Origin of the sequence: Pararhizobium sp. IMCC21322 (genome assembly GCF_030758295.1) — a bacterium.
Classification (GTDB): domain Bacteria; phylum Pseudomonadota; class Alphaproteobacteria; order Rhizobiales.
The window spans coordinates 2,406,040-2,419,879 of record NZ_CP132335.1 but is presented as its reverse complement, the minus strand read 5'-3'; the positions used below and the strand labels follow the sequence as shown (position 1 = coordinate 2,419,879).

Below are 13,840 nucleotides of genomic sequence, written 5' to 3'. Positions count from 1 at the left end.
GCCGCACCCACTTAAAATTATTTTATTTGCCGCGCATTGAAAAAAGCTGCTTGAGATATGTTTGACCACGGCCCCAAACGATCTTTGGCGGCTTGCATAGAGCGGTAAATCCGGGATGACAGATCATCGGCAGCGCTAAAGCTTGCCATCACATCTTTGGCGGCTAGTCTGGCAGCGTCCAGAATTGGTTCCGGGTAAGGGCGCACATTCACCTGGAAATCTTTCACAAGTCGTTCCAGAGCCAATGCATTCTGCCATTCAGCTTCCGCCAGCGCATAAGCGTTTTCAGCCCGGCAGGCGTTCTCGACAACAGCTTTCAGATCAGCATCAAGCGCGTTCCAGGCCTCGGTTGAGATGATGGCTTCGCCAGTGCCATTAGGCTCGTGAAAGCCCGGCCAATAATAGTGTTTTACAGCTCGATGAAAGCCCATGGCCATATCTGAAAACGGACCAAGAAATTCCGTGGCATCAATAACGCCGGATTGCAGCGCCGGCAAAATTTCACTGGGCGCGATGGTCACAGGGCTTGCTCCCATGCGTGCCAACACCTGACCGCCAAGCCCCGGCATGCGTATTTTCAGCCCTTTGAAATCATCCAGCACATTGACTGGCCGCCGGTACCAGCCGCCCATCTGAAAACCGGTATTTCCCGCCATGAAGGGCTTCAATCCGAAAGGCGCATAAAGCTCGTCCCACAGTTCCTGCCCACCGCCATGTTCAATCCATGTAATGTGCTCTATCGGGGCAAGGCCAAACGGAACAGCGGTAAAAAATGGTGCGGCAGCAACCTTGCCCTGCCAGAACAAGGCCGCTGTGTGCGCCATTTCTGCCGCGCCATTGGACACGGCATCAAAGACTTCAAGAGCGGGCACTAACTCACTGGCGGCAAACAAGCGCAATTTCAAACGCCCATCTGACATGGCACCAACCCGGTCAGCCAGGCGTTGTGCAGTGACGCCCGGCCCTGGCAAATTTCTTGGCCAAGAGGTGACAAATCGCCATTCAACATGTCCTGTCGCAATTGCTGGCGTTGCAAGTGTGGCGGCTGATGCTGCACCCGCAGTCGAAACAGCCACAAACTGCCTGCGTGACATGTTTTTGGATTTTGTCATTTGGAATCCTCCGGAACCTTGCTGTTCCAGTATGCGTGAAAATGATTAACCGGTCCCGGCCCCTGCCCGATCGACAACTCGTCGGCGCGCGCAATGGCTTCAGACAGATATTGTTTGGCGTCTTCAATCGCCTCAGGCATCGGCTTTCTTTTGGCAAGACCTGCAGCTATGGCGGCGGATAATGTACAGCCGGTACCATGGGTGTTTTTGGTCTGCACTCTTTTTGCAGAGTACCATCGCTTGTCCTGCGAACTCAGATACAGATCATCTGCTGTTTCACTGTCAAAATGACCGCCTTTCAGCAGCACAGCTTTTGCTCCGATCTCAAGCAATTGTCTGGCCTGGACTTCCATACCCGCTTTGTCCAGGGCAGGTTCGTCACCCAGCAGGACCGCCGCTTCAAAAAGATTGGGCGTGATAAGATCAGCCATCGGAAGCAGCGCTTTTTTCAAACTTTCAACCGCATCTTCTGACAGCAGCAGGCTACCGGACGTGGTAACCATCACCGGGTCCAGAACGATCTGTCTCGCTCCATGCTGTTCAAGACCGGCTGCAACAGCCTCAATAATGGCTGTCTGGGACAACATGCCAATCTTTGTGGAAACCACTGCAAGATCGGAATAAACCGCATCCATCTGTGCTGTGACAAAATCAATCGGGACATCGTGGATGGCCGTCACACCGAGTGTGTTCTGTGCAGTCAATGCGGCCAGTACACTGGCCCCATAAACGCCCATGGCAGAAAATGCCTTCAAATCTGCCTGAATTCCTGCCCCGCCGCCTGAATCCGATCCGGCAATTGTCAGCGCAATAGGTGTTGTTGAAGCGGTCATAGCGTTCGTGCTTCATGAATGGTTTTATGAAATTCCGTGGCAGCAGCCTGCACATCAGCTTCCATGAAAATTGCGGAGATGAGCGCAACCCCATCTGCGCCGGCCGTGATCAGCTGAGACGCGTTGTGACGGTCAATTCCGGCTATTGCTCCCACAGGAATTGGTGCGCTCGTTCGTTCGCGACAAAGCGCTGCCAATTCGGCCCATCCACCAATGCCGATGCTGACAGGATTGTCCTTTGACTGCGTTTCAAACACACCGCCAATACAAACATAATCCAGACCTTCACGCGGAAATTGCGTAGCGTCCTGCCGTGTCTTGATGGACAGGCCGATGATCGCATCCGGCCCTAACAATTGGCGTGCATCGGCCACTGGCATATCGTCCTGTCCGATATGCACACCATCAGCGCCACTGGCCAGCGCAACGTCCACCCTGTCATTCACCAGAAACGGTACCCGCCCCGCAATGGCTGATTTGATGGCTTTTGCGCGCGACAAAATGTCCCGTGTGGAGCTTTCCTTGTCGCGTAGTTGCAACAGGGTACAGCCACCGGAAATTGCAGCATCGGCCAGTTCGCCCAAGTCGCGGCCAAGGCATCGCCGGGGGTCAAGAATGCCATAGAGGGAAAGATCAACCTTGCTCATGAAATGCGTCCCAGTTTTTCGATGTCAGCGGGCGTTAACTGGTAGAGCGCATCCAGAAATTCCGGTACAAAACTGCCCGGGCCTTTTGCCTTGTCTGCTGCTATTTGACCTGCAACACCAAAACTCATCAGCGCAGCGGTTACAGCAATGAACCTGTCATTCCCGACTGCCAGAAATGCTGCGATCACCCCGCCCAGTGCACATCCGACTGCGGTGGTTTTGGCCATCAGGGGATCGCCGTTTTGCAGCCGGACTGTTCTACCGCCAAACCGCACAATGTCTGTGATACCGGTTTCAGCCAACACCGTTTTGCTGGCATTTGCCTTAATGCCTGATATCTCTTCGGCATTGCCGCGCATGGCGGTTGGCTCAAGCGCCAAAATTATCTCGCCGAGCTGTTTTCTGGATGGCGACTTATGCGCGAAGACCGGATCCAGCACAAAAGGTCTGCCAAGACCGTTCGCTGTCTCAGCAGCAATCAACGCCGATTGACGGCGGTCAGCGTCCAATGTGCCCAGATTGATCAATGTCGCGTCGGAAGCAGAGACAAATGCCCCGATCTCGTCAGGTGCGATGGTCATGGATGGCTCTACGCCAAGGGCCAGAAGCACATTGGCAGTGAATGTCTGAGCCACAGAATTCGTGATGCAATGCACGTGCGGCCGCGCAGCGCGCACGCTCTCCAGCGATGAAGCTGCTTCCGCTTTCAGAAATTCGGGAGATGTGTCTTTATCGTTCAGACTGTCTTTATCGTTCAAACCTCATTCCCTCCGCCAGCATGATCTGGATCAGGTTGTCAGGGTTGACCATACGTCTCTCAGCCAATCACGATTGTGCAATCGGCACCCCTATGAGTGAGTTCTCCGTTTACCATGTTTTTCTGATTTGGCAATGGCAAGCATGCAACAGGATCTGAATTCAATTTGGCGGTTGGGTCCTCACGTCTAGGCGGCCTGCAACGCCTCCCAGACACGTGATGGTGTAGCCGGCATGTCAAAATGTGTAATTCCTGCGCCCCGCATCAACGCATCCACAACAGCGTTCATGATGGCAGGGCACGATCCTATTGATCCAGCCTCACCTGCTCCCTTAATGCCAAGCGCATTGGTTTTTGAAGGCACATTTCGGGTTTCAAAGTTGAAATCGACAACATCGTCTGCGCGCGGCATGCAGTAATCAAGGAAACTGGCAGACAGCAGTTGGCCATCCTCATCGTAAACCGTGTGCTCAAGCAGCGCCTGTCCAATGCCCTGCACGACACCACCATGAATTTGTCCAGCCAAAAGCATTGGATTCACAGTCACGCCAAAATCATCAACGATGGTATAATTCAGAAGCTTTGTGACACCGGTTTGCGGATCGATTTCCAGTTCCACCGCGTGTGTGCCATTGGGGTATGTCGCTTCATTTTGCTTGAATTCTTCCAAAGCAAATAGCTGCTCGCTGCTGTTTTGCGCAATTTCGGCCAGGGTGATCTGTCGGTCGGTCCCCACAACGCGAACCACGCCCTCCTGCAACTCCAAATCCTGCGCCGATACTTCCAACTCGTCGGACGCCTTCTCCTTGATTTTCTGAGCCAGAGACTTTGCGGCCCATTCTACGGATACTGCGCCAAGGGGAATAGACCGGGAACCGCCAGTCCCCTCGCCCTGCCGTACTCTGTCGGTATCACCCTGCACGACATTGATCTTGTCATAGTCCAGCCCGAGATGACCTGCGATGAACTGGGCATATGCTGTCTCATGTCCCTGCCCATTGGATTGCGTCCCAATCAACAATGTAACGGACCCATCTTCATTCAACTCAATGCGGGCTTCTTCAGATCCTGCAAAGGCACAGGCTTCCACATAGGTGGCAAATCCGAAACCACGATATTTTCCCTCGGCAGCGCTTGCCTGTCGGCGCGTCTCGAAGCCTGCATAATCCGCTTTTGCAAGCGCTGCATCCATCTGGCCAGCAAAATCACCCGTATCATAGGTGCGGCGACCCGGTGTGCGGTATGGCATTTGCTCTGGCTTGACGAAGTTGCGTCGTCTGATCTCTTCAGGTGCAAGCCCTGTTATCCGGGCCGCTTCATTGACCAGACGCTCAATGTGATAGGCAGCCTCGGGACGTCCGGCGCCCCTATAGGCATCGACCGGTACAGTGTTCGTGTAGACGCACTTCACCGTGTAATCCATGACCGGGATGTCGTAGCAACCTGTTGCCATGGTGATGCCCAGATAAGGGATGAACGGTGCATATTGGGACAGGTATGCCCCCATATTTGCGACAAGATCTACACGCAGCGCCAGGAAACGCCCGTCTTCGTCGATGGCCAATTCTGCTGTCAGCACATTGTCGCGGCCATGGGCATCCTGGAGAAAATGTTCAGAGCGATCACCAACCCATTTGATCGGTGTAGCCAATGTCTCGCTTGCTTTTATAACCAGCGGATACTCTGGATAAACAAAAGCTTTCGGACCAAAACCACCTCCCACATCTGGCGTGATGATACGCATGCGCGCTGGTTCGACCTTCAAAATATCATTACACAGAAAGTCACGCATACTGTGACCACCCTGTGTGCCCATGGTCACGGTGAAACGACCGGTACTCTCGTCATATTCCGACAGACAGGCCCGTGTTTCCATATAATTGCAAACCAAACGGTTATTTGTGAGGTCGAGTTTTGCGATCTTGTCGGCCCGCGCAAATTCCGCATCGGTTTTCTGCTGGTCGCCACGATGAATGAGATTCGCCAGATTTGTCCCTAGTTCCGGCCAGACCAGAGGCGCGTCGGGATCCAGTGCCTGCGCCGCTTCAACAATTATGTCGAGCGCATCGTAATCAACCTCAAGCAAATCAGCCGCAGCCTGAGCGTTCTCAATCGTGTCTGCGACAATGAAAGCCACAGGATCACCAACATGTCGCGCAACACCGCTTGCCAATGCAGTTCGTTTTGTTGCCGTTGGCATAGACCCATCAGGTTGACGTTCCAGACCATCACAGGGGATCGGACCCAAATCAGCAATGTCCGCTGCTGTCCAAACCATTCTCACTCCGTCGGATGCCTTCGCCTCGTCCAAATTGGAAACGACGAATCGCGCATGCGCCATTTGTGAGCGCATGACGAAAGCATGAAGACAGTTTTGTGGCGTGAAGTCAGCGGTATAAGCGCCTTTTCCCTGAATAAGAGCCGCATCTTCCTTGCGGCGCACTGCAGCGCCAGTTCCAAACTTTGCCGGGGCCATCTGATTCATGCTAGGTTCCACCTGACTTAAAAATTACTCATCGCGACAAGTGCTTAGGCTCATCCTCCCAAACATTAGGCACTTCTATTCATCCTGTCTATTGTCACGCGATTCCCGTCACGGACACACTTTATTATGCCAGAACGGCTTCCATACGCCACTCGCCTGCTCGATCGTTTGAAACGATGGGGCCAACCGGCCATAAACTGGTGGTTGTCAAAGCCCGGCAATGTGCGCGGTGCCATATGGATATTGGTGGCGGCCCTTTTCTTTTCAATCGGGGTGGTATTCATCAAGGATGTCGGGCAGCGGATTCATATCACGCAGATACTGCTTGTACGCCAGGGCGTGATGTTCCTGACTGTCTTGCCGATACTGGTGACCGGTTTTCCGGGGATTCTGAAGACGGACCATTTTTCCATCCATATGGCGCGCATTTTTTTGGCATTGGTTGCCATGCTGACCGGGTTTTCTGCGGTTATCCATATTCCGCTGGCACAGGCAACTGCAATCAGCTTTGCAAAAACTTTCTTTATAACTCTGTTTGCCATCATTTTCTTGAAGGAAACCGTTGGTATCAGACGCTGGTCAGCAGCTCTGATAGGATTTGTCGGCATTTTAATTATGGTCAGGCCAGACGCTGATGGTCTCAACGAATGGGCTCTGGCAGCTGTGGTTGGTGCAGCGGCCGCTGGAATGGTGATGATTATCCTGCGTTATCTGTCGCAGTTTGAACGTACCATCACCATCATGACGTATCAGGTCATCTTTATCGGCGCGCTGATGTTACCGGCTGCAATCTACTTCTGGAAAGCGCCGACACAGGAGGAGTGGCTTCTTATGTTGGGGATCGGCATCACGTCGTTTTTCGGGCAGTGGTGCAACATCAGAGCCTTCCGGGTAGGCGAAGCCACAGCAATTGCGTCGCTTGACTACACAAGGCTTATCTACGCAACGCTGTTCGGTGCGATATTTTTCAGCGAGTGGCCGACTTTCGAGACATTTCTGGGCGCATTCATCATTATTGGCGCCTCGCTTTATACGGTCGTGCGTGAGGCACAATTGGGCAAGAAACTTTCGCGCTCAGCCGAGGGGCGTGGCTACAATAATTAGTTGGAGAACTCCGGCAGATAAGCCGTTTCGTCATACCCGCCCAGCTCTCCGATAGTGGCAAGCAGCACGTAAGAGGCATACGAACGATCATATTCGGCAAAAACCAGATCGATTTCTGCGTCCACTACCCGTTCACGCGCATCCAATAAATCGGACACATCTTTTGTTCCCGCATCATATTCTTTGCGTGTTCCATACGCGGCATCCAGTGAGGCTTTTTTACGAGCCTGCAATGAGACAATACGATCTCTCGCAGTCAGATAATCACCCCAGGCGATATCTGCAGCATATTGAACCCCGATTGCAGCGTCTTGCGCTTCATATTCCCGCTGACGGCTAAGCGCCTTGCTCTTTCGTATGCCGGCATAAGCCTGCGGAGCGAAGAGCGGGATTGAAACGGAGACACCAATATAGCCCGTCTCTTCCAGATCGGTTCCATCAACCTGATCGTGGCTCCAGTCATAACTGGCGGTCAGATCAACGCTTGGAAGAGCTTCCCCGAATTTGGCTTTCGCTGCATAGCGCGCCGCCTGGGAGCGCGCGGCAGCAACTTTCACTTTTGGATTCTGACTTGCAGCCCGGTCCCGTACGTCAGCAGCAGTTCGCGGCAGTAAATGGTGCAGAGAATCCGGTGCCATCAACGCGCTTGCAGAGCCGCCTGTCAGTTTTTCATACGTCAATTCACTGGTCCGCAGCCGACCCTGTGCCTGACGTTTCTCAGAGCGGGTCAGCTCGAGTTGAATTCTTGCCAGTGCGATATCTGTGCGCGTGCCCTCGCCGAGCCGAAAACGAACTTCCTGGCTGCTACGAATTGCCGCAAGGTTCTCTGCGTTTTCTGCGCGCAAAGATACGATCTGACGATCACGAATCACGCCGAGATAGGCATCTATAGCCTCCAGAGAAATTTCCTGCTTCTTGTCGAAGCGCTCGAGAGTGACAGCTTTTGCTTCAAATTTTGCTGATTTCAGGCCGTGCACATGCTGACCGCCACGAAACAGCGGCAAAGTTGCCGAAACACCATATGAATAAGTCTTTGAGGAGCTATCAGTTGTGGTTCCACCACTCTCGATGTGAGAGCTGCTGTGACCATAAGAGAATTTTGCACCAAGCGAGGGCAGAAACGCTGCCCTTGCCTCATCAACGGCTGCCTCAGCGCCGTCTTTGCGCGCGTCAAAAGCAGATAATTCAGCACTGTTTTCAAAGACTTGAGGCAACAGCCCCGGAAGTTCCTGAGCTTGCAATGAACCTGAAACGGGCAGAAGGCACAACGCCGACGCGCCAGACAGCATAAAGACACGGCGCAACCACCAGTTTTTGATGCATAAATTACGCGACATAAGACCCTAGCGAAGCAAGTGTGAAACCTGCCGCATCATCGTGGATTTATGCTTAATTTTTACTTAACTTTCGGAGAAAGCTACTTCCAGTGACCGGTAAACCGGACGCAGAAAATACCTTAGCATAGTGCGTTTTTCAGTTTGAATTCTTGCCTGAAGTTCCATACCAGGGCGCAGCTTGGATAGATCGGCCACGCGCTTGCCCTCTACGCTTTCAAGAGCGATATCAACTTCATAAAAAACATTACCCTGTTCGTCAGAAGCTGTGGTGGGCGATATGTCGGATACAACGCCTTGAACTTCGCCAAAACTGTCTGCGTTAAATGCGGTCAAGGTCACAAGAGCTCTATCGTTTATTGCTATGGATGCAACATCTTTTGGCTTGAGACGTACGGATGCGTAAAGAGGGCTTCCCTCTGGAACAATCTCACCGATTGGTTCTCCGGCCCGAACCACTTCACCAGATGCCTTTGGTGTCAAATCCTGGATCCAACCATCGAAAGGCGCCCGTATTGCAAGTCGCTCACTGCGGTCGCGCTGCTCGCGGGATTGCTCCTGCAAATCTTTGAGTTCAGCTGTGACCTGACTGAGTTCAGCCGACCACTTGGCTTTGTTCTCCGCCGTTAGCTGACCAAGACTGGCCTTGGATTCCACAAGCGCTTTCGATGCCGTTTCCGTCTGCCCGATGGTTTGGGCAATCTGACCTTCGGTTTTCGCAAGCTCTGACTCAGCCTGTAACAATGACTGGCGAGAGGCATATCCTTCTGCAGCCAAACCTCTGCGCATTTCAACCAGCGCGACGTGGTTGGCTCTTTCCTGCTCCAGGCTCTCCAACTGATTATCTGCGCCACTTAGCTCGGCTTCACGTTGCGCAATCCTTGCCAAGAGAACCTCCCGGTTTTTTCTGGCAGCTCTGCGTGCCTGAAAGAATGATAATTCCTGGCGCGTCAGCAATTCAGGATCTGCAACAGGAAAGTTAGGCTCAGTTCCTTCAATAAGGGCCTGAAGGCGCGCAATTGTCAGATCAGCATCTGAAATCCGAACATCCAATTGGCCCTGTTTGCGGGCATTCTGAAATTCCCGCAACTGAACGATGATCTCGCCTTTTTTTACTCTGGAGCCCGCACGTGCGGCAATATGCTGCACCACACCACCTTCTTCGTGCTGAAGCATTGATGGTTGTTGTGCGGATGTTATGTTCCCGGTTGTGATTGCGACTTCATTGATTGGCGCAACGGCCGCAAACAAAATGATGCACAGAACAAACAGAGCCAATGCCACTGCAAAGCCCCGGAACATTCCATTCCAGCGTTCGCCCTCAATTTCCAGCGGTGATGTCAACCGATTAGCATCGGCGGCCCAGCTTTTTCCTCTATTAAGCATCACATGTTCCTATTGAGTTATCTTTGGTGTGGTTTTGGGTCATGCTATTGCCTTCAACACGTCTTCGGGCTTTCCGTCAGCAGTAACGGTGCCGTTGTTCAGGTGAATGACACGATCGCATGCGCGCATAAGCCCCGGACGACTGGAGATCAGGACAACGGTTGCCTTGCCCCGTAGGTGATTCAACGTCCGGATCAGTTTCGCGTCACCTTTCCTGTCGAGATAGGCACCGGGATCATCCAGAACATAGAGGCAACTGCGTTTCAGATACGCGCGCGCCATGGATAGTTCCATTCGCAACCCGTCGCTGAGATAAGCTCCGCCATCCCGGATAATCGTATCAAGTCCCCTTGGAAATTCGGGGCCGTTTATATCTATGCCGGCTTCCTGTAGCGCAACGTGTAGCTGCTCCTCATCGACATGTGGCATGGCAAGCGTTAAATTCTGCTTGAGCGTTCCGTAAAACAGATGCGGCGTCTGTGGTACGTAGCCGATGTCTGTACGAACCTCTGAAACGTCCAATTGCCGAAGGTTCAGTCCATCTAACAGAATAAGTCCGGCCTGAGGCTGATAGAAGCCAGCTATCAGTTTTGTCATGGTCGTCTTGCCCGCGCCGGTACTTCCCGAAACACACACAATTTCTCCAGACTTAATTTGGAGAGAGAGATTTCTGATTGCCGGTTCCGAGGTGCCTGGATACCGGAAGCTCACGCCCTGAAATGTCAAGGCTCCGGTCAACGGCGCATGCAAACGGTTTCTGACAGCAATTTTCCGCTCGACCTGCAAGCGCATCAGAGCGTTGATCTGATAAACAGTTTCTCGAAATTGGGCTATTCTGTTCAAGGACAAAAATACGGTCTGTATGGGCGACAAGATGCGCCAAACCACCATCATAATCGCAATCAACGCACCAATTGACAGATCACCCGCAATCACCTGCAGCGCACCTAATCCAAGAGTAGCTACCCCTGCAACCGATACCAGGCTTTGCGAAAATGTATGCATGGTGCCGTCAAAGAAACGCGCTTTAAAGCGCAGAACGGTATCATCGCTTACGAAACTGGTGAAACGGCTTTGCCACAGCGTTTCGGCCTGCAACTGCCGGATGGTTGATATCTTGTCCAATGTTTCGTCAATAAAGCTGCTGGAGCGAGCGCTTGCCCGCCCGCCCTCTGCAACATTGTTGCGTGTTTTGGGCACCGAAAAAATTGCGACCGCAGTGAATATGAGCACCAGCGCTACCGGCACGAAGCCGAGCGAGCCGCCGAGCCAGAATACAATTCCCAGAAAAATCAGGGTGAAAGGCAAATCCAGCAATGCTGACACGATATGCCCGGTGAAAAACGCACGAATTGTTTCGAACTGCCGGAAACGCGTCAACTGTGACGAAATACTGGAGTTTTCCAGCATGGGAACAGGAAGCCCCAGAATCTGCTTCAGCGCCTGATTGCTGAGAATATTATGAAAGCGCGCTCCGACGTAAGCGATTAGATTGCTGCGCTTCGTGCGCAGATACATTTCAAATCCGACAATCAGAACAATGACGCCCAGAAAAGTGAAAAGCGTTTCGATTGCCTTGGCGCCGACCACCCGATCGTAGACAGACATCACGTAAAGCGGCGTCGCCAAAGACAGAATATTCGCAATCAGCGTTAGAAGAAACACGCCCATTATTGGCTTCAAAAACTGATAAAGAGATTGCTTGAACCAATTTTCGGTGCGTGCCGACTTCGCCGCGCCCAGTGTGGGCTCAACCAGGCAAACCTCTACAGGCTTGCGACTGACGTCAATGACCCGCTCTTCGCGAGTGCGACCATCAAACACATTTAGCTTATCTTCCGAGATAAACCGCAGAAGAACCAAAGGTGTTCCGTCAATAAGAGCAATGCAGGGCAGCGTATTTGGGTCAAGCTTGTTGAGCTCGATATTGTGCCGAGCAGTTTGGAAGTCGAGCCGAGACAGGACTGCTCTCATCTCGTCAAGATCGGCTATCTCAAGCAGATGAGGGCTCGCCTCGATAATACGTCGCTCTGTGCCGGGCCAGTTTCTTGCTTCCAGCAACTCGACCAGACAGGCTTCCCAGATGTTGTCCAACTGTCTGTTTACATCTACCGCTGGATGGAACCCATCATCTAAGCTATTGGCCAATGACTTCAGGTTTTTGTGAACCGCATTGGATTCTACCTGGGTCTCATCGATCTCTGATTTGGTCATGTGGTCGAGATCTTTAGTCGTCATGCTGCGGACCCCAACTGCTTTGGCGCTTCTGCTGCGTCATCCTGAACAGGAACAAGCCGTCCGTTTTGAACTTTCAAACGAATATCTGCCAGCCGCAGATAAGATGGCCGGTTCGTTGCCATGACAATGGTCATCGTACCTTTGAGCTCCTTCAAACCCGCCAAAACATCTCGGTCGGCAGCATTATCAAGAAATGCCTGAGGTTCATCAAGAACAAGCAGACTTGGTCTTTGAGCCAAAGCTCTGGCCAAAATTATTCTTTGGATGAAGCCACTCGCGAGCGCTGCTGAAGCAGTGTTTCCAACGGGTGTATCAAAGCCAAGTGGCAGCGCATTGATCGACTTGCGCAAGCCAATGAGATCTACTGCCCAGCGTGCATTTTCGATGGAGGTACCTCCCCCGAAAAGCGTTAGATTATCAAGAATGGTGCCGGTGAAGAGGCCTTGACTGGCACTGGCAAATGCGATCCGGCATGTCTCTCGTGTCGCTTCAGTAATGGGTTCTCCATTCACAAGCAGCGTTCCGCCCGATGACGGCATATCTCCACCCAAAACCCGCATAAGGGTGGACTTTCCCTCACCGTCGGGGCCCTCAACACCCAGGAACAGGCCGGGTCTCAGATCAAAATTTATGTCTTCAATCAAAGGTCGACTAACACGTTCAACAGAGATATTCTGCGCTTGCAGGGCAATCGGTTCAGCCTTCTCGGTGATCGGCACGCCCTGCCCCACCGGAGCTGTTTTTGGCCCAGATTCGCTGGAGAAAAGCTCTCCGATATCCTGATGTGCTAGCGCCGTTCTTTGCAATTCGTTCCAAATACCCGCGACACGAACAACAGGCTGAATTGTGCGCCCGGCGAGCATCGTACAGGCAGCAAGAGTTCCCACAGACAGATCGCCGACTGCAGCAAGCCAGCCACCGGTTGTAACCATGGCAATAATCGTTGTGTTGCCGAACAGGCCCATAAGGGTCTGGCTGTGTGCGGAGACCGCTATGGATTGAAAATCTGTAATGCTGCCCCCCTTTTGCAAACGCTCGAACCGCCGCAACATCTGCGATTCCATGGAGGCGCCCTTGATCGTATGGATTCCGATCAGCAATTCTGCGATGAAATCATAAATTTTCGTGTCCTGGCTTTTACGTTCTTCCAGAACCCGACGAAAGCGGCCCGCCAAGACAAGGATGACAACCGTGAACACAGCAATGACCGCAATCGGCACGATTGCCAACCAGCCACCAATGAGGGCCATCACAGTTAAAAACAGAACGACATAGGGCAGATCGATCAATGCCAGCCTGGATTGACTTCCCATGAAGTCAGCATAGCGCGACACTGCTTTCAAACGTTCTGCCTGGCGCACGGGTGGCACTGAATTCAAAGACGAATAGTCCGCAGTCAAAACTTTGTTCAGCGCTTGCAGGGTTGTCTGCAACTCAAACTTTGCAGCTGACCAGCCAAGTACATATGCCCGACAAACCCGTAATCCAGCTTCAACCAAAGCAAATGCAATCAACATCACCACAAGCATGGTGAGCGATTCATAAGAGGCATTCGGTACAATGCGATCGTAAACAATCAGAATAGATAGCGGCATCAAAAGGCCGAGGATATTGATGACGCTGGACATCAGCACAACCGATGGGCCAATGCGCAGATGACGCCCCGTCCCCAGTCCGAACCGTTCAAACCCGGATGACCAAAGAATTGAAGCTGTCTTGGGTTTCTTCTTAGTCAACGCCATACTTGTCGCTCTACTCAATACAATTCGCGATACAATTTGCGTCATAATCCGACACTGGTAACGCCGGTTGTTGACCAGGGAACACTATGCGTCCGTCCTTAAGGAACCGTGAAAGCCTGTATGTCTTTGAAAAGGAATTGGTTACCAATTTGGCAGTAATTCAGCGCTGTGGTTCCGATAGTTCAAATTCTACCGGGCTTGT

At 52.4% G+C, this 13,840-nt stretch carries 10 protein-coding genes and 1 riboswitch; of the genes, 1 reads left to right on the top strand and 9 read right to left on the bottom strand.

Features of this window, described 5'->3' with window-relative positions:
- Window positions 1–17: 17 nt before the first annotated feature.
- The 5 genes from RAL91_RS11535 to RAL91_RS11515 form a co-directional block, all read right to left on the bottom strand.
- On the bottom strand, window positions 18–1,112 hold the full coding sequence (locus RAL91_RS11535; protein WP_306262393.1) for a TRAP transporter substrate-binding protein: 1,095 nt from the start codon (window positions 1,110–1,112) through the stop codon (window positions 18–20).
- On the bottom strand, window positions 1,109–1,945 hold the full coding sequence (gene thiD, locus RAL91_RS11530) for a bifunctional hydroxymethylpyrimidine kinase/phosphomethylpyrimidine kinase (protein WP_306262391.1): 837 nt from the start codon (window positions 1,943–1,945) through the stop codon (window positions 1,109–1,111). Before thiD ends, RAL91_RS11535 begins: the two co-directional genes overlap by 4 nt.
- Entirely contained in the window at window positions 1,942–2,592 is a 651-nt protein-coding gene (gene thiE, locus RAL91_RS11525; protein WP_306262389.1) for a thiamine phosphate synthase, read from the bottom strand. The genes thiD and thiE overlap by 4 nt, the downstream gene beginning before the upstream one ends.
- Window positions 2,589–3,350, bottom strand: coding sequence for a hydroxyethylthiazole kinase (locus RAL91_RS11520; RefSeq protein WP_306262387.1), 762 nt, complete (start codon window positions 3,348–3,350; stop codon window positions 2,589–2,591). The genes thiE and RAL91_RS11520 overlap by 4 nt, the downstream gene beginning before the upstream one ends.
- A riboswitch (TPP riboswitch) is annotated at window positions 3,341–3,452 on the bottom strand. (Overlaps the previous gene by 10 nt.)
- An 84-nt stretch (window positions 3,453–3,536) precedes the next feature.
- Window positions 3,537–5,834, bottom strand: coding sequence for a xanthine dehydrogenase family protein molybdopterin-binding subunit (locus tag RAL91_RS11515; protein WP_306262385.1), 2,298 nt, complete (start codon window positions 5,832–5,834; stop codon window positions 3,537–3,539).
- Between the two features lie 126 nt (window positions 5,835–5,960).
- Here RAL91_RS11515 and RAL91_RS11510 point away from each other — a divergent pair, with 126 nt between their 5' ends.
- Window positions 5,961–6,938 (top strand): DMT family transporter, encoded by a 978-nt coding sequence (locus tag RAL91_RS11510; RefSeq protein ID WP_306262383.1) that lies wholly within the window; start codon window positions 5,961–5,963, stop codon window positions 6,936–6,938.
- On the opposite strand, the gene RAL91_RS11505 is transcribed toward RAL91_RS11510, so the two are convergent.
- The 4 genes from RAL91_RS11505 to RAL91_RS11490 all read right to left on the bottom strand — a co-directional run bounded on the left by RAL91_RS11505 (window position 6,935) and on the right by RAL91_RS11490 (window position 13,638).
- Window positions 6,935–8,275: a TolC family protein gene (locus RAL91_RS11505; protein WP_306262381.1), complete on the bottom strand. Its 1,341-nt coding sequence runs from the start codon at window positions 8,273–8,275 to the stop codon at window positions 6,935–6,937. The two genes, RAL91_RS11510 and RAL91_RS11505, sit on opposite strands and share 4 nt — an antisense overlap.
- Before the next feature lie 63 nt (window positions 8,276–8,338).
- Window positions 8,339–9,658, bottom strand: a complete 1,320-nt coding sequence (locus RAL91_RS11500) for an HlyD family type I secretion periplasmic adaptor subunit (protein WP_306262379.1) — start codon at window positions 9,656–9,658, stop codon at window positions 8,339–8,341.
- Between the two features lie 39 nt (window positions 9,659–9,697).
- Window positions 9,698–11,896, bottom strand: a complete 2,199-nt coding sequence (locus tag RAL91_RS11495) for a peptidase domain-containing ABC transporter (protein WP_306262377.1) — start codon at window positions 11,894–11,896, stop codon at window positions 9,698–9,700.
- On the bottom strand, window positions 11,893–13,638 hold the full coding sequence (locus RAL91_RS11490; RefSeq protein ID WP_306262375.1) for an ABC transporter transmembrane domain-containing protein: 1,746 nt from the start codon (window positions 13,636–13,638) through the stop codon (window positions 11,893–11,895). Before RAL91_RS11490 ends, RAL91_RS11495 begins: the two co-directional genes overlap by 4 nt.
- Between the last annotated feature and the right edge of the window lie 202 nt (window positions 13,639–13,840).